The following is an 18094-nucleotide window of genomic DNA, read 5'->3' as shown; positions in this document are numbered from 1 at the left end:
TTCTAGTTTTCTAGAATTTTTGCATTTGGTGATTTTTATACCAGCTAGCTTAAAGGCAATTGCTCAATAAAAAACCTTTAAACTTCAATGTTGTTCAGGGAAAAGGAGTGAGAAGTTTGGAATATGTAATTGAAATGCTAAATATTCGTAAAGAATTTCCTGGCATAGTAGCAAATGATAACATAACACTACAAGTTAAAAAGGGAGAGATTCATGCTCTATTAGGTGAAAATGGTGCAGGTAAGTCAACTTTAATGAATGTACTTTTTGGACTCTACCAACCTGAGAAGGGAGAAATAAGAGTCAAGGGACAGAAAGTTGATATTACGAATCCTAATATTGCAAATGACCTTGGAATTGGAATGGTTCATCAACATTTTATGCTTGTTGATACATTTACAGTAACAGAAAATATTATTTTAGGGAACGAACCGAAAAAAGGTACTTCCATTAATTTAAAAGAAGCTGAAAAGCAAGTAAAGGAAATTTCTGAGAAATATGGACTTGCTGTTGACCCATCAGCGAAAATTTCCGATATATCAGTTGGTATGCAACAACGTGTAGAAATATTAAAAACATTGTATCGCGGAGCAGAAATTCTGATTTTTGACGAACCTACAGCAGTACTGACTCCTCAGGAAATTAAAGAGTTAATCCAAATACTAAAAACATTAATAAATGAGGGCAAATCGATCATCTTAATTACTCATAAACTTAAAGAAATTATGGAGGTTTGTGATCGAGTTACAGTTATTCGTAAAGGGGAAGGTATTGGAACAGTAAATATAGCTGATACAAATGTTAATGAGCTAGCTTCATTAATGGTAGGTCGTGAAATCTCGTTTACCACTGAAAAAATACCTGCAACTCCAAAAGAAGACGTTTTAACGATTGAGAATTTAGTTGTGAAAGATAATCGCCAAGTGACAATGGTTAATTCTTTAAGCTTATCAGTTCGAGCAGGTGAAATTGTAGGAATTGCAGGTGTAGATGGGAATGGTCAAACCGAATTAATTGAAGCGATTACAGGATTAAGAAGGATTAATTCTGGAAGCATTATTCTAAATAATAAAAACATCTCAAATATGCATCCTAGAAAAATTACCCAGTCAGGTGTTGGGCATATTCCACAAGATCGTCACAAACATGGACTTGTTCTTGATTTCCCTATTGGTGAGAACATGGTTTTACAAACATACTATCAACGTCCTTTTGCAAAGAGTGGAATATTAAATTATAAGACCATTTATGCTAAAGCCAAGCAATTAATTAAGGAATTTGATGTGAGAACACCTAGTACAACTACTCTTGCTAGAGCACTGTCTGGGGGAAATCAACAAAAGGCTATAATTGGTCGCGAGGTTGATCGCAATCCAGATTTATTAATTGCTGCTCAGCCAACACGTGGATTAGATGTTGGGGCTATAGAATTTATTCATAATCGTCTAATTGAGCAACGAGATAATGGAAAAGCCGTACTTCTGATCTCTTTTGAATTAGATGAAATTATCAATGTTAGTGATCGTATTGCTGTTATTTATGAAGGGGAAATAGTTGATATTGTTGATCCTAAAGTGACGACTGAACAGGAGTTAGGGCTACTAATGGCTGGTAGCAAGCGTCAGAAAGTAGGTGAGCAGTCATGAATTTAAATCGTTTTATGAACTTACTAGTTCCAATTATTGCAATTGTTTTAGGGTTAGTATGTGGTGCAATTATTATGTTAGTCAGCGGGTATAACCCAATCTTAGGCTATAGTGCTTTGTGGGATGGGATTTTCGGCGAAACATATTATATCGGCGAAACAGTAAGACAATTAACACCATACATCTTAACTGGTTTGGCTGTAGCATTTGCTTTCCGTACTGGACTTTTTAATATTGGTGTTGAAGGACAAGTTATCGTAGGATGGCTTGCAGCAGTTTGGGTTGGGGTTGCATTTGATTTACCCGCAGTCATTCATCTTCCACTATCAATAATAGCAGCGGCTATAGCTGGTGCGCTTTGGGGTTTTGTTCCAGGGTTTTTAAAAGCAAGATTTAAAGTACACGAAGTAATTGTTACGATTATGATGAACTATGTTGCACTACATGTTACAAATGCATTAATAAGAGGTGTTATTACTGATAACGCTGATAAAACGGACAAAGTGTTCCCATCGGCTTCATTACGTTCAGAGTTCTTTGAAAGAATAACTGATTTTTCTCGTATGCATTATGGAATCTTCATTGCCTTAATCGCAGCATTCATAATGTGGTTTTTACTTGAAAAAACAACGAAAGGTTTTGAACTCCGTGCTGTAGGGTTTAACCATGATGCATCACACTATTCTGGTATGAATGTTAACAGAAATATCATTTTATCAATGGTGATTTCAGGTGCATTTGCTGGTGTAGCTGGAGCAATGGAAGGATTAGGTACATTTGAATATGCATCAGTTAAAAGTGGCTTTACAGGTATAGGTTTTGATGGAATTGCTGTAGCACTTATTGGAGGAAATACGGCAATAGGGATTGTTTTAGCAGCAGCATTATTTGGTGGTTTAAAGGTGGGGGCGCTAAATATGCCATCAGAGCCTGCTGGCGTACCTTATGAGCTTGTTGAAATTGTCATAGCACTTATCATCTTCTTTGTAGCATCAAGCTATTTTATTCGTTGGATTTTACTACGGTTTAAAAAGGAGGGGAAATAAGTGAGCATATTGCAAGCATTAGAAATTATTATTCCAACAGCTTTATTTGTTGCCGCTCCACTTATTTTCACTGCCATCGGTGGTGTTTTAAGTGAACGATCAGGTGTTGTAAACATTGGTCTTGAAGGTTTAATGATAGTTGGTGCATTTGTTGGCATCGTTTTTAATTTAACGTTTGTTGATATATTTGGTAGTGCTACACCGTGGCTCTCAATTTTAGCAGCTATGATTGCAGGGGCGATTTTTTCCTTGTTACATGCTGTTGCTTCAATTACCTTTAGAGCAGATCAAGTAGTTAGTGGTGTTGCTATAAACTTTTTAGCCTTAGGGTTAACGTTGTTTTTAGTGAAAAATATTTATGATAAAGGTCAAACAGATAGAATCACCATGAGCTTCAATAAAATGGATGTACCATTATTAAGTGATATACCAATAATTGGCGACATTCTTTTCTCTGGTGGTTATATTACATCATACCTTGCGATACTTGCTGCAGTGGTAGTTTGGTATGTTCTATACAAAACACCTTTTGGTTTGCGTCTCCGTTCTGTAGGTGAGCATCCGATGGCTGCAGATACAATGGGGATAAATGTAACAAGAATGAGGTATATAGCCGTTATGCTAAGTGGAGCATTTGCGGGTATTGGTGGTTCAGTATATGCACAAATTATTTCAAGAGATTTCGGTCATGCTACTATAAGTGGACAAGGTTTTATGGCTTTAGCTGCTGTTATTTTCGGTAAATGGCATCCTTTAGGTGCAATGGGGGCTGCATTGTTTTTTGGACTTGCCCAAGGTTTAAGTATAATTGGGGGAACAATTCCGTTTTTTAAGGATATTCCAACAGTATACTTGTTGATCCTTCCTTATGTACTAACAATTCTTGCTTTAGCTGGATTTATTGGACGTGCAGAAGCACCGAAAGCTAATGGTACTCCTTATGAAAAAGGTAAGCGATAAATGTAATATTAACTCCTTTAACATTTGTTAGGGGAGTTTTTCCTTTTGATAAAATACTATGAATTTAGCACTTCATCTTGTTAGGTAACACAAATAGTCTAGATTGCTACATAATCCCAGTATATGTTAGGTGATTTCTACACAAAATGTACTTGTATAAAAAAAAATGTGGACAAGGTGAAGCGAAGATGGAATCACGTAAGAAGCTCGATCTGTTAGCCTTATCATCCGTTCCGCTGGTCATGACACTAGGAAATTCAATGTTAATCCCAGTTTTACCTTTAATCGCTAAGAAACTAAATATTAATTCATTCCAAGTGTCATTAATCATTACTGTGTATTCGATTGTTGCAATCATATTAATACCGATTGCAGGTTATTTATCAGATCGATATGGTAGGAAAAAGATCATGGTACCCTGTTTAATTATTTCTGGTATTGGTGGGGCACTTTCTGGATGGGCTTCTTGGAAAATGGCAGATCCTTATATGATTATTCTAATGGGTAGGGTCTTACAAGGTATTGGTTCTGCTGGAGCGGCACCGGTAGTCATTCCTTTAGTAGGTGATATGTTTAAACGAGATGAAGAAATTAGTGCAGGCCTAGGATTAACCGAAACAGCTAATACAGCAGGGAAGGTTATAAGCCCAATTATCGGCGCAGTTTTGGCCTCAGTTATTTGGTTTCTTCCTTTTTTGTTTATTCCTTTTTTTAGTTTAGTAAGCGTGTTATTAGTGGCCTTTTTAGTTAAGGTCCCGAAGAAACCAGAGAAAAAGAAGCAGACATTAAAACAATTTACCCATTCTATTAAAAAGACGTTTAAGGAAAACGGGAAATGGCTTTTTGCAATATTTTCGGTGGGATGTATTATTATGTTTGTTTTATTTGGGATTTTATTTTATCTATCAGATATGCTTGAAAAGCAATTCAACATTGATGGAATAAAGAAGGGCTTAGTCCTAGCAATTCCGTTGTTAGCTCTTTCTACGAGTTCCTACATTTCAGGAAAGAAAATTGGAGAAAACAAAAGTCTGATGAAAACCGTTATTGTCATAGGAATGGGCTTGGTAACGGTCTCGTTTATTGCACTAAGAGTACAACATTCTTTTCTTTTTTTAGTGGCCTTTTTAGTCATAACCGGAATTGGTATCGGCATAACCTTACCATGCCTAGATGCTATCATTACAGAAGGGATAAAAAAAGAACAGAGGGGAACAATTACCTCGATCTATAGTTCAATGAGATTTATTGGAGTTGCAATAGGACCTCCAGTATACTCGTATATTATGATGGTATCAGAGCACCTTATTTATTATCTTTCGGCAGCAGTGAGTCTTTTAGCAGTTGTCATTGCACTGCTACTCATAAAACCAAAGGGTGATCCAGAGAATGAAACTGAATCCAAGAGAATTCCAAAGCTTGCATAGGATCATGATAGAAGATCTATCCATTCTATTAGCTGATCCTTTTTTATACTGGTGTTCACTACTAGGAAGAATACACGTTTTATTCTAAATCAAAAAAGTTAAAAAGCCGGGAAAATGTGTATTATTTCCTTTATTATCCTGTTATTGATATAATAACTAGCAAATAAGAAATCAAAGGAGGCTTCTAATGTCGTTTATTAATGAAAAGCTTAATGATGTTAATGGATTGTCACTGCATACGATTTCTACCAAAAAATTTAAAACGAATACAATTGTTTTAAAGCTATTAGCTCCATTAAACGAACAGGATGTTACCTTAAGAGCGTTACTTCCTTATGTCCTTCAAAGAGGGACAAAAAACTTGCCGACTAGTACAAGTTTAAGACAATATTTAGACGAACTTTACGGTGCAACTTTACATGTAGATCTTGCCAAAAAAGGTGAAAATCATATTATTTCATTTCGAATGGATATTGCGAATGAAAAATTCCTTTCTAATTCAACACCATTATTAGAAAAAGGGTTAAAGTTACTATCTGAAATTATCTTAGATCCTGTTGTTGAAGAGCAAGGATTCAAGGATGATATTGTAAATCAGGAAAAGCGGACATTAAAACAACGTATTCAAGCTGTTTATGATGACAAAATGAGGTACTCAAATTTACGTCTAGTGCAAGAAATGTGTAAAAATGAACCATATGCTTTGCATGTAAATGGCGAACTTGATGACATTGATAATATTACATCAAGTTCTTTGTACGAATATTACCAAAAGGTTATTAAATCAGACAAAATTGATTTGTATGTCGTTGGTGATCTAAATGAACAGGCTTTAGAGGAATATGTTGCGAAGTACTTTCGTTTTAACAATAACTATCAACCAGTCATAAAAGAGACGCCTAAGAAGCATGAAGTAAAAGAAAATGAGGTCATCGAAGAACAGGACGTTAAACAAGGGAAACTAAATATTGGATACCGTACAAATAGTACATATCGTGATGAGGATTACTTTGCCTTGCAATTGTTTAATGGCATATTCGGAGGGTTCTCACATTCGAAGCTTTTTATAAACGTTAGAGAAAAGGCTAGCTTAGCTTACTATGCTGCTTCTAGGGTGGAGAGCCACAAGGGCTTACTTATGGTTATGTCAGGTATTGAGGAGCAAAACTACCAGCAAGCTGTTACAATTATTCGTGAACAAATGACGGCAATGAAAAAAGGTGATTTTACAGATCAAGAGTTTGAACAAACAAAGGCTGTTATCCGAAATCAACTATTGGAAACTATCGATACTCCATATGGGTTAGCGGAAATTGTTTATCATAATGTCATCTCACAAACGAATCGTACCTTTGAGGCTTATTTAGAAGGGATCGAAAATGTTACCAAAGATGATGTTTTAACAGTTGCAGATAAAATTGAATTAGATACGATATACTTCTTAAAAGGGACGGGGGGAAATGTATGATAAATCCTATTCGTTTTGACCAGCTGCAAGAAGAATTATATTACGAAAAAATGGAAAATGGACTCGATGTTTATGTATTACCTAAAAAGGGATTTAACAAGACATATGCAACCTTTACAACAAAGTATGGTTCTATTGATAACCAATTCATACCATTAAATGAAACTGAGGGTAAAAAAGTACCTGATGGGATAGCACATTTCCTGGAGCATAAGCTTTTTGAAAAAGAAGATGGTGATGTGTTTCAACAATTTAGTAAACAGGGTGCTTCTGCTAATGCGTTCACCTCGTTTACGAGAACAGCTTACCTCTTTTCGAGCACTAGCAATGTTGACCGGAATTTAGAAACGTTAATGGATTTCGTCCAAACACCATATTTTTCAGAAAAAACGGTTGAAAAGGAAAAAGGGATTATCGGTCAGGAAATTAACATGTATGATGATAATCCAGAATGGCAACTATACTTTGGGTTAATTCAAAATATATACAAAAACCATCCTGTTAGAATAGACATAGCTGGCACCATAGATTCAATTGCTAAGATTAATAAAGATTCGTTATATGAGTGTTATCATACGTTCTATCATCCAAGTAATATGCTTCTATTCATTGTTGGTAATATCGAACCGGAGAAAATTCTTAAGCAAGTAAGGGATAACCAACAGAAAAAGAAATTTACAGCTCAAACAGATATAAAAAGAGAATATCCCGATGAGCCAGTAGGAGTAAACAAAAAGATAGAGAAATTAAAAATGAATGTGCAAAGTCCTAAATGCTTAGTTGGATTAAAAGCTAAAAATCCAACTCGATCAGGTAAAGAATTATTAAAGTATGAGCTGACGATGAACATAATTTTAGATATGTTATTTAGTAAAAGCTCAAAACAATACGAATACCTCTATAGAGAGGGACTTATTGATGATACATTTAGCTATGATTATACAGAAGAAAGTGGGTTTGGTTTTGCCATGATTGGCGGAGACACAGAAAAACCTGATGAACTAGCGGAACAAATAAAACAGGCGTTATTCACTGCAAAAAATGAGGGTGTTGATTTTTCTACCTTTGCTGCTGCAAAAAACAAAAAAATTGGTGCTTTTTTAAGAGCAATTAATTCACCAGAATATATTGCTAATCAATTCACTCGTTATGCGTTTAACGATATGAACCTATTCGATGTTGTACCAACTCTTGAATCATTATCACAAGAAGATATTACAAAAATCTTAAAAGAAGCAATTGAAGAGGATCTATTTACTGTTTGTCAGGTTTTGCCTAAGTAAATTGATCACTTGTTATCATTTGATCCAAAGAGAAGAATAGAGCAAAGAGGTTGACTAAATAAGGGTCTGACCCCTCAAACAATATATTGAGCCCGAACGATTTAAGGCTCATTTATTGATTATGAGGCGTCTGACCCTTTCATTTAGTATTCTCCTCTATTTAGGAGAGGAATAGATGGAAAAGTATGCTTTAATTACAGGAGCGAGTGGTGGTATCGGTACCTCAATTGCGAGAAGACTATTAGATGAGGGGTATCATTTATATCTTCATTATCATCAAAATAAACAAGCTATAGATGAACTTATCGACTCAACTAAGCAAAAGAATGTCATGATGACACCAATACAAGCAGATCTCACAAACCACTCAGGTGCAAATAAGCTCCTAAATGAAATAAAAATGCCAATTGATTTACTAGTGTTGAATAGTGGTATGAGTTTTTATGGATTAATAACAGATATGAAAGATGTTGATATAGAGCAGATGGTCACCTTACATATCACAAGTCCTTTTCGGTTAACGCAGAAATTAATTCCCTCGATGATAAGTAATAAAGCAGGAAACATCATTGTGATTACTTCAGTATGGGGGTTGGTTGGTGCATCGTGTGAGGTGATGTATTCTATGGTAAAAGGTGGACAAAATTCATTTGTAAAAGCACTAGCAAAAGAGCTAGCCCCAAGCCAAATTCGGGTAAACGCAATTGCGCCTGGAGCAATTGATACGAAAATGCTTTCTCACTTTTCAATTGAAGAAATCGACCAACTAAAAGACGAAATTCCATTGGGACGATTAGGGAATCCTGATGAAATTGCAGATACAGTAGTCTATTTAGCATCCAATAGAGCTTCTTATATGACAGGACAAATATTATCTGTAAATGGTGGTTGGGTCTAGAATATATATTCGAGAGGTAAATGGACTGTATAAAAAATAATTAGCATAAAAACAAAGACCCAAAGGAACACTAAGTTAGTAACAATTAGGCTTTCAAAAAGTTTGTTGCTTAAGGTCATACTCTTTAAATCAAAAGTTAATGAGCTAAAAGAGTATCAGGGTTAACGATCTTTGCGAAAATAGCCGACAATTAAAAAGGAGGAAATCCTATGTCTGTTTTAGAAAATTGGGATGAGTGGAAAAATTTCCTTGGGGACCGTTTAAATCGTGCTGAAAATGAAGGAATGGATGGAAAGGTTATTAATAACCTAGCATTTGAAGTAGGCGACTACTTAGCAAATCAAGTAGACCCAAAAAACACACAAGAAAGAGTCTTAGCTGATCTTTGGAGTGTAGCGGATGAAAAAGAACAACATGCTATTGCAAATATGATGGTAAAGCTTGTTGAAAATAACGGTTCGCGCTAAAAAGAGAGGAGAGATTCCTCTCTTTTTCTATATGGATAGATAAATAAGAAAGATGTTTTGCAAAATCTTTTTGGGGAAATAGTAATTAACGGTATGTGGCTATATTTATGTAGCGTATGTTTTTTTTACACCTCTTCATTATGATTGTTCTTTCTTCTTTAAGAAAAATCATTTATTATAGTATAAAGTGGTGTGTTGTTATTAGGAGGTTTTTTTCATGCCTTATGAATGGTACTTCGAATATGAAATACAAAATAATCGTCCAGGTCTTCTTGGTGATATATCCTCTTTATTAGGAATGTTATCGATTAATATAATCACTATTAATGGAGTGGATGATTCTAGGCGTGGTTTATTATTGACATGTGATAGTAAAGATCAAGTCCTTAGACTTGAATCAATTTTAAAGACAATGGACAATATAACAGTTACAAAGCTAAGAGTTCCAAAATTACGTGACAAATTAGCGGTAAGACATGGAAGATACATACAGCGTGATGCTGACGATAAAAAAACCTTCCGATTTGTAAGAGATGAACTTGGACTATTAGTCGATTTTATGGCAGAATTATACAAACAAGATGGACATAAATTAATTGGAATTAGGGGTATGCCAAGGGTTGGGAAAACCGAATCAATTGTTGCCTCAAGTGTTTGTGCTAATAAGAAATGGCTATTTGTATCGTCAACCCTGTTAAAGCAAACAATCAGAAGTCAGTTAATTGCTGATGAATACCATGAAGATAATCTATTTATTATCGATGGTATTGTTTCAACTAGGCGCGGCACGGAACAACATCTTCAACTAGTAAGAGAAATAATGCGACTCTCAGCAACGAAAGTAGTTGAGCATCCTGATATTTTTGTGAGGAATACAGAATATACAATAGATGATTTTGATTATATAATAGAAATTCGTAATGAGCCTGATGAGGAAATTACATATAAAGATGTCGAGGATACTCAAATGATATTTGACTCTTCAAGTCTTTCAGGCTTTGACTTTTAGTTATGGGGTGTTACGGTTGAGTGAATTAGGAAATCGACTGAAACAGGCGAGAGAAGAAAAGAAATTGAGCTTGGATGATCTTCAATCAATAACAAAGATACAAAAACGTTATTTACTTGCTATTGAGGAAGGGAATTACAAGATAATACCTGGGAACTTTTACATTAGAGCTTTTATAAAGCAGTATGCTGAGGCTGTAAACATAGATCCCGAAGAAGTATTTGAAGAGTTTAAAAATGAAGTTCCCAGTACATATCACGAGAGTTTACCTGAACAACTGTCAAGAGTAAAAACACAGAAAGAGCTACCCAAATCTGCATCTAAGTTCCTTGAACTACTTCCGAGAATTTTAATTGTTATCATCATTGTTGCCATTGCCATTGTATTTTGGCTTTGGAGGCAAAACTCAGCTCCAGAAGACCCAGAAGTGGACACTACTAAAGTTGAGAATAATAATGAATATGCAAACAATGTGGACGAGACCGCCACTGGTAACGATGTAGAAAATGAGCCTGAAGATGCTGAAGATGAGATACAAGAGGATACAGTTACAGAGGAAGATACACTCACTCAAACTGTAACGATGCAAGGTGTGTCAGGTACAACAACAACGTATGAACTTACAGGAACAGAGAAGTTTGAACTTGAGGTAACAGCAAAAGATAGAACGTGGGTAAGTGTGAAAAATGGAAAAGGTAAAACATTTTATGGTAAGGAAATCCCAGTAGGAAAAACAGAAGTTACAGATCTTACAGCTGAATCAGAAATTACTGTAAGAGTAGGTAATGTTCCCGGTACTGATCTTAAAATCAATGGTGAACTACTACAATATGAGGATACCAAGGCAACACCACAAAATATAACGATTATCTATAGTAAAGAATAGGGACTGGCTCATGTATTGACTGGCACCACCAACTTATATAGTAAGTGTGTCGCTATATAAGTTGGTGGTGCTAGTCTACATATTTTGAGTCGTCCCCTTTTGTGTGAAAAATAGAGATGTTCCTAAACTTGTAGGTGTTTTGGGGAGACTGAGAGTTCACACAGTTGCTATTACCAGTGAGGATTAAGAAGCGGTTTGCATAAAGAAATTTTATAATTTTAATAAGAAATTTGGAGGAAATAACATGAATTTACCTAATAAAATAACGGTCTCGAGAATCATTCTTATACCTGTGTTTATGGTTATTATGCTAGCACCATTTGACTGGGGAGAATTAACTTTCGGAACTGAAACAATTTTAATGACTCATTTTGTTGGAGCGCTTTTATTTATTATTGCATCCACAACTGATTGGATTGATGGATATTATGCCCGAAAGTTGAACCAAGTGACAAACTTAGGGAAATTTTTAGATCCTTTAGCAGATAAACTCCTAGTTTCTGCAGCATTGATTATTTTGGTGCAGCTTGAACTTGCCCCGTCTTGGATGGTTATATTGATTATTAGCCGCGAGTTCGCTGTAACAGGATTAAGAGCTATTTTAGCAGGTGAGGGAGAAGTTGTTGCAGCGAATATGCTTGGGAAAATAAAAACATGGGCACAGATTATTGCCATTTCTGCATTACTACTGCATAACTTACCTTTTGAATTTATCAACCTACCATTTGCTCAAATAGCACTTTGGGTTGCAACCTTTTTTACTGTTCTATCTGGTTGGGATTATTTTAGTAAAAATAAGCATGTTTTTATTAACTCAAAGTGATCTTATAAGCTATAGGGGAGGATTAATAGTTTGAATATACGAACAGAAATAATCGCAGTGGGCTCAGAATTATTACTCGGTCAAATTGTAAATAGCAATGCGCAATTTTTATCTAAGCAACTGGCAGAGCTTGGTATGAATGTTTATTATCATACAGTTGTTGGAGATAATCATACTAGATTAGAACAAGCAGTTAAGGTTGCTAAAGAAAGATCTAATGTGATCATCTTTACTGGTGGACTTGGGCCTACTAAAGATGATCTTACGAAAGAAACGATCGCAACTATTCTTGATAAGAAACTTGTTTATGATCAGGAAGCATTAGAAAGTATTGAACAATATTTTCTACAAACTAAAAGAGTGATGTCAGAAAACAACAAAAAGCAAGCTCTAGTACTTAATTGTTCATACATACTAAAGAATCATCATGGAATGGCTCCAGGTATGGTGTTAGAAGTTGATGATACAATTTATATGCTGCTACCAGGACCGCCGAGTGAAATGAAACCGATGTTTGAACGTTACGGTCGTGAATATTTTCTGAATAAGCTTGGATTTCAAGAAAAAATCATCTCCAGGGTATTACGTTATTTTGGGATAGGTGAATCACAGCTTGAGACAGATATTCAAGACTTAATAGATGAACAAATTAATCCAACCATTGCTCCATTAGCATCCGATGGAGAAGTAACATTACGATTAACTGCAAAGCATGTTGATGAAGGAATCGCAGAGCGATTATTAAACGACATTGAACAAAAAGTTAATGAGCGAGTAGGAGAGTTTTTCTATGGGTATGAGCAATCTACTCTTGTACAAGAGCTGAAAAAACGCTTAATTGAAAAGCACTTGACGATTTCTGCAGCTGAAAGCTTAACTGGAGGTCTATTCACTGAACAGATAACAGAATTGGAGGGTGCTTCACAACAGCTTAAAGGTAGTATAGTCTGCTATACCAATGAAATGAAGTCGAATGTCCTTAAAATCTCACAGCAAACGCTTGATGTTGATGGAGCGGTTAGTGGACAATGTGCAAAGGAAATGGCTGAGCAAATTCGTAAACTATCAAATAGTGATATTGGAATAAGTTTCACGGGAGTTGCCGGACCAGCACCACATGAGGGGCAACCTGTTGGTACTGTATTTATTGGTATATCCATGGATAATATGGAAACACAAATTTACAAGCTGAATTTAGCAGGATCCAGAAAGGGTATTCGTATGAAATCGGTAAAGTATGGTTGTCATTATTTAGTAAAACTATTAACACAAATAGAGTGATATAATTGATTCAGCACAAACTTTGAACGCTGAAAAATAGGGTCTGATTAATCAGACCCTATTTTACTTAGTGCTCCAAAATTAGTTATTAAAATATGTAAAATTTAATTATCTACCTAGATATCACTTTGAAAACTTCATTACTTTTCAGTGGAAATTGAAAAGTATAATCTATTTCAAGTAGAAAAAACGAATAAATGTTCGATTATTACTTGGCAAACAGTTAAAAAGGAGTTATATTTAGTATAGAAGTAATTGAAGTATTTGAAGGAGGAAATTTTAGTGAGCGATCGTCAAGCTGCCTTAGATATGGCGTTAAAACAAATAGAAAAGCAATTTGGTAAAGGTTCGATAATGAAATTAGGGGAACAAACTGATAGAAGAATATCAACTATTCCAAGTGGTTCCCTTGCGCTTGATTCAGCATTAGGAGTAGGTGGATACCCACGTGGTAGAATAATAGAGATTTACGGTCCTGAAAGCTCAGGTAAAACAACTGTAGCTCTTCATGCGATTGCAGAAGTACAAAACAAAGGTGGACAAGCGGCATTTATCGATGCTGAGCATGCACTTGATCCTGTTTATGCTCAAAAACTTGGGGTAAATATAGATGAGCTTTTGTTATCTCAACCTGATACTGGCGAGCAAGCACTTGAAATTGCAGAAGCACTTGTAAGAAGTGGTGCAGTTGATATCCTTGTAGTAGACTCAGTTGCTGCTTTGGTTCCAAAAGCTGAAATTGAAGGTGAGATGGGTGATTCACACATGGGACTTCAAGCTCGTTTAATGTCCCAAGCGTTACGTAAGTTATCTGGTGCTATTAATAAATCAAATACCATTGCTATTTTTATCAATCAAATTCGAGAAAAGATTGGTGTAATGTTCGGTAATCCAGAAACTACTCCAGGTGGACGTGCTTTGAAATTCTATTCTACTGTTCGTTTAGAAGTTCGTCGTGCTGAAGCATTAAAACAAGGCAATGATATTGTTGGAAATAAAACAAAAATCAAAGTTGTAAAAAATAAAGTTGCGCCACCATTTAAGGTTGCAGAAGTTGACATTATGTACGGTGAAGGTATCTCAAAAGAAGGTGAGATTATCGATATAGGAGCAGAGCTTGATATCGTTCAAAAAAGTGGTTCATGGTTTTCATACAATGAAGAACGTTTAGGTCAAGGAAGAGAAAATGCAAAGTTGTTTCTAAGAGAAAATCCAACTATCCGTCTCGAGATTCAAGGGAAAATCCGCAATCATTATGGCCTCGATACAGAGGGTGTTGTTCCTGAAGAAAGTAAAGAAGAATTAAATTTACTAGAAGACTAAAAAGGGCTATTTTGCCCTTTTTTTTGTAATAATAAAGTTTAATTACATTCTAAAAGACTATTAAATTTACCTTTACAACATAATTCCACACTGAAAAGATGTAAATTTATTTGAAAGTTCTTTAAAAAATAACCTCTTCAACATGTGCATTATATGAAATTTGTATTCTTTTAATAAAAAAACAGCTTTAGTTAAAATAAAAAAATAGTTCGATTATCCGTATAAAATGATCTCATGTATGGATATAATCTTGATAATTATAGTAAGGTATATCAAGTAAAACATGAACAAAACTACAAAATTCGCCTTTTGATCATTAATTATTTGTCGAGAGATAATCCATGGTATTTGTTTATGTACCTACAATCGTTATATAGACAGGCTTGACAAGAAAAATTCACAGATTTACAATTAGGATGTATATTTTACAATTTTGTAGAATGATGATTGAAGCATTTTGAAAGCAAAAATGTTGGTACTTGAATTTGTCTTCCTAAAAAAAACTTAATAAGACGCAAAGTTCAACATGAAAAACAAAGCTTTGTGCTGTATGTTGACAACTTAAAATTGAACAATGTACATGCCGACACTTTAATCTAGAAAAAAGTTCACAGCAAGAGGAGGTGTAATGATGGACATCGTATCGATAATCATCTCCATTTTGCTTGGCCTAATCGTCGGTGCAGTTGTTGGCTATTTTGTTCGTAAATCCATTGCAGAAGCGAAAATTGCTGGTGCAAACCATGCAGCTGGACAAATTCTTGAAGAAGCAAAACGTGATGCAGAAGCAACGAAAAAGGAAGCACTTCTTGAAGCAAAGGATGAAATCCATAAGTTGCGAACAGAAGCAGAGCAAGAAGTTCGTGAGCGAAGAAATGAACTTCAGAAACAAGAAAATCGCTTATTACAAAAGGAAGAGAATCTTGACCGGAGGAATGAGTCTTTAGATAAACGCGAAGTTATGCTAGAGAAAAAGGAAGATTCTCTGAATGAAAGACAACAACATATTGAAGAGACGGAAAGCAAAGTGGATGAGATGGTGCGTAAACAACAAACAGAACTTGAACGCATATCTAGCCTTACACGAGATGAAGCAAAGTCAATCATTCTTGATAAGGTTGAAAAAGAACTTACACATGATACCGCTGTTATGATCAAGGATAGCGAAAATCGTGCTAAGGAAGAAGCTGACAAAAAGGCAAAAGAAATCCTTTCGCTTGCTATTCAACGTTGCGCAGCAGATCATGTAGCCGAAACGACGGTTTCTGTTGTAAATCTCCCGAATGATGAAATGAAGGGCCGTATAATTGGACGTGAAGGACGTAATATTCGTACATTGGAAACATTAACGGGTATAGATCTAATCATTGATGATACACCTGAAGCAGTAATTTTATCTGGATTTGATCCAATTCGAAGAGAAACGGCAAGAATTGCATTAGACAAGCTTGTTCAGGACGGTCGCATTCATCCTGCACGTATTGAAGAGATGGTTGAAAAATCTCGTCGTGAAGTGGACGAATACATCCGCGAGGTCGGCGAACAAACTACATTTGAAGTTGGTGTACACGGACTTCACCCTGACTTAATAAAGATATTAGGTCGCTTGAAGTTTAGAACTAGCTATGGTCAAAATGTATTAAAGCATTCGACGGAGGTTTCCTTCTTAGCGGGCTTAATGGCCGCTGAACTAGGAGAAGATGTGCTCTTAGCTAAACGAGCAGGGCTTTTGCATGATATCGGAAAAGCGATTGACCATGAAGTAGAAGGAAGTCATGTGGAGATCGGTGTTGAGCTTGCAACGAAGTATAAAGAGCATTCTGTAGTAATTAACAGTATTGCATCACATCATGGTGACACAGAACCTACATCAATCATTTCTGTTCTTGTCGCAGCAGCAGACGCATTATCAGCTGCCAGACCAGGTGCACGAAGTGAGACACTTGAAAATTACATTCGTCGCCTAGAGAAACTCGAAGAAATCTCAGAATCATATGATGGTGTTGAGAAATCTTTTGCGATCCAAGCAGGTCGTGAAGTGCGTATCATGGTCAAACCTGATAGCATAGATGATCTTCAAGCACACCGCTTAGCTAGAGACATCCGAAAACGAATTGAAGAAGAACTGGACTATCCAGGGCATATCAAAGTAACAGTTATTCGTGAAACAAGAGCGGTTGAATATGCAAAATAAAGTGGCGCAGAAATGCGCCGCTTTATTTTTTGTAGAAACTGTGCAAAACTATAGAGAGATCTAAAGCTTGAAGTATTATAAAACTATGAGTTTTTCTTACAGTTTGTTGATATGTGATTAAGTTGATCGATTGAAATAATGACGTTCTAAAAGAAAATCACAGTAACGAGGAAAGAGCAAGAAGGCTCTAAATAAGTAAAGTAGAACTATATGAATATAATAGCATTTAGTGAAAAAATCTATTTAAACAGGATAGCTAGATTAAAGGGGAAAAGTGGATCCTTTACCCAGACAAAATAATGAAATAAGCATGTTGATGTATTTTGACAAAGATGAGAATTTATAGATAGAGGGGCTTCAATTATGAAAATATTGTTTGTTGGAGATGTATTTGGTTCACCAGGACGCGAAATGATTAAGGAATATTTACCTAAGTTAAAGACTAAATATAAACCACAAGTAGTGATTATCAATGGGGAAAATGCTGCACATGGCAAAGGGATAACAGAAAAAATGTATCAGCAGTTTATTGAAAGTGGAGCACACGTTATTACAATGGGTAATCATACATGGGATAACCGTGAAATTTTCGACTTTATTGATCGTGCTCACAATATGATTCGCCCTGCAAATTTTCCTGAAAATAATCCTGGAAAGGGTATCACTTATGTTAAAGTGGGAGGAAAAGAAGTAGCAGTTATTAATTTACAGGGTCGTGTATTTCTACCGCCATCGGATTGTCCGTTTAAAAAGGCGGATGAACTAGTTGAAGAAGCCCAAAAACGAACTCCAATAATTTTTGTAGATTTTCATGGTGAAGCCACTAGCGAAAAACAAGCGATCGGTTGGTATTTAGATGGCAAGGTATCAGCTGTAGTTGGAACGCATACACATGTCCAGACTGCTGACGAACGTATTTTACAGAAGGGTACGGCGTTCATTACAGATGTGGGAATGACAGGCCCTTACGATGGAATATTAGGTGTAAATCGAGATATGATTCTGAAGAGATTCTTGACGAGCCTGCCAGTACGGCATGATGTTGCAGAAGGCAGAACACAATTAAGTGCCGTTGTAATTGATATTGACGATAAAACTGGACAGTCGAAAAAAATTGATAGAATACTTATTAATGATGACCATATGTTTTTTGAATAAAGCTCTTTTCTAAAAGTTTGTTGCTCTGCAACTTATAAAACCGGCATCTGGATTTTTATGGTATGGTGAGTATTGGTCGATCAAAATTAAAGTTTAAAAAACTAAAGTACGGTTATTTGCAGAATCGCCCTTATTATAAACCAGCAATTATAAAGAGATAATTTTTCAGAATAATATACGAACAAGCAGGAATACTTTCCATTTTTAGTGAATATAGTATCAATG

Annotated in this window: 15 protein-coding genes; all 15 read left to right on the top strand. The window is 35.6% G+C overall.

The annotated features are described in order from the left end of the window. The first annotated feature begins 116 nt into the window (after nucleotides 1-116). The 15 genes from AC6CHR_RS01720 (at nucleotide 117) to ymdB (ending at nucleotide 17869) form a co-directional block, all read left to right on the top strand. A complete protein-coding gene (locus tag AC6CHR_RS01720) occupies nucleotides 117-1646 on the top strand; it encodes an ABC transporter ATP-binding protein (protein ID WP_498246718.1) in 1530 nt (509 codons plus the stop codon). Further along, nucleotides 1643-2692 carry an ABC transporter permease gene (locus AC6CHR_RS01715; RefSeq protein ID WP_498246716.1) on the top strand — a complete coding sequence of 350 codons (1050 nt, stop codon included), beginning with the start codon at nucleotides 1643-1645 and terminating at the stop codon, nucleotides 2690-2692. Before AC6CHR_RS01720 ends, AC6CHR_RS01715 begins: the two co-directional genes overlap by 4 nt. 6 nt (nucleotides 2693-2698) lie before the next feature. Then, a complete protein-coding gene (locus AC6CHR_RS01710; protein WP_498246856.1) occupies nucleotides 2699-3652 on the top strand; it encodes an ABC transporter permease in 954 nt (317 codons plus the stop codon). 188 nt (nucleotides 3653-3840) lie between these two features. After that, nucleotides 3841-5079, top strand: a complete 1239-nt coding sequence (bcbE, locus tag AC6CHR_RS01705; RefSeq protein ID WP_498246715.1) for a bacillibactin exporter BcbE — start codon at nucleotides 3841-3843, stop codon at nucleotides 5077-5079. 187 nt (nucleotides 5080-5266) lie between these two features. Next, entirely contained in the window at nucleotides 5267-6547 is a 1281-nt protein-coding gene (gene yfmF, locus AC6CHR_RS01700) for an EF-P 5-aminopentanol modification-associated protein YfmF (protein WP_498246714.1), read from the top strand. Beyond that, nucleotides 6544-7830: an EF-P 5-aminopentanol modification-associated protein YfmH gene (gene yfmH / locus AC6CHR_RS01695; RefSeq protein ID WP_498246713.1), complete on the top strand. Its 1287-nt coding sequence runs from the start codon at nucleotides 6544-6546 to the stop codon at nucleotides 7828-7830. Before yfmF ends, yfmH begins: the two co-directional genes overlap by 4 nt. A gap of 175 nt (nucleotides 7831-8005) precedes the next feature. Continuing rightward, nucleotides 8006-8728: an elongation factor P 5-aminopentanone reductase gene (gene ymfI, locus AC6CHR_RS01690; protein WP_498246712.1), complete on the top strand. Its 723-nt coding sequence runs from the start codon at nucleotides 8006-8008 to the stop codon at nucleotides 8726-8728. A 209-nt stretch (nucleotides 8729-8937) separates the two neighbouring features. Next, complete coding sequence (locus AC6CHR_RS01685) at nucleotides 8938-9195, top strand: DUF3243 domain-containing protein (protein ID WP_498246711.1); 258 nt, start codon at nucleotides 8938-8940, stop codon at nucleotides 9193-9195. A gap of 217 nt (nucleotides 9196-9412) precedes the next feature. Next, nucleotides 9413-10204 carry a DUF3388 domain-containing protein gene (locus AC6CHR_RS01680; protein WP_498246710.1) on the top strand — a complete coding sequence of 264 codons (792 nt, stop codon included), beginning with the start codon at nucleotides 9413-9415 and terminating at the stop codon, nucleotides 10202-10204. Nucleotides 10205-10220: 16 nt separating this feature from the next. Further along, nucleotides 10221-11090, top strand: coding sequence for a helix-turn-helix domain-containing protein (locus AC6CHR_RS01675; protein ID WP_498246709.1), 870 nt, complete (start codon nucleotides 10221-10223; stop codon nucleotides 11088-11090). 244 nt (nucleotides 11091-11334) lie between these two features. After that, nucleotides 11335-11913, top strand: a complete 579-nt coding sequence (gene pgsA / locus AC6CHR_RS01670) for a CDP-diacylglycerol--glycerol-3-phosphate 3-phosphatidyltransferase (RefSeq protein WP_498246708.1) — start codon at nucleotides 11335-11337, stop codon at nucleotides 11911-11913. Between the two features lie 36 nt (nucleotides 11914-11949). Further along, nucleotides 11950-13194 carry a competence/damage-inducible protein A gene (locus AC6CHR_RS01665; RefSeq protein WP_498246855.1) on the top strand — a complete coding sequence of 415 codons (1245 nt, stop codon included), beginning with the start codon at nucleotides 11950-11952 and terminating at the stop codon, nucleotides 13192-13194. 282 nt (nucleotides 13195-13476) lie between these two features. Further along, entirely contained in the window at nucleotides 13477-14517 is a 1041-nt protein-coding gene (gene recA / locus AC6CHR_RS01660) for a recombinase RecA (protein WP_498246707.1), read from the top strand. A gap of 631 nt (nucleotides 14518-15148) precedes the next feature. Further along, entirely contained in the window at nucleotides 15149-16711 is a 1563-nt protein-coding gene (rny, locus tag AC6CHR_RS01655; RefSeq protein WP_498246706.1) for a ribonuclease Y, read from the top strand. A 363-nt stretch (nucleotides 16712-17074) separates the two neighbouring features. Beyond that, nucleotides 17075-17869, top strand: a complete 795-nt coding sequence (gene ymdB, locus AC6CHR_RS01650; RefSeq protein ID WP_498246705.1) for a 2',3'-cyclic-nucleotide 2'-phosphodiesterase — start codon at nucleotides 17075-17077, stop codon at nucleotides 17867-17869. The last annotated feature ends 225 nt before the right edge of the window (nucleotides 17870-18094 follow it).

This window comes from Metabacillus sp. GQ13, from assembly GCF_059758525.1.
This window is presented reverse-complemented; position numbering and strand designations above follow the sequence as displayed.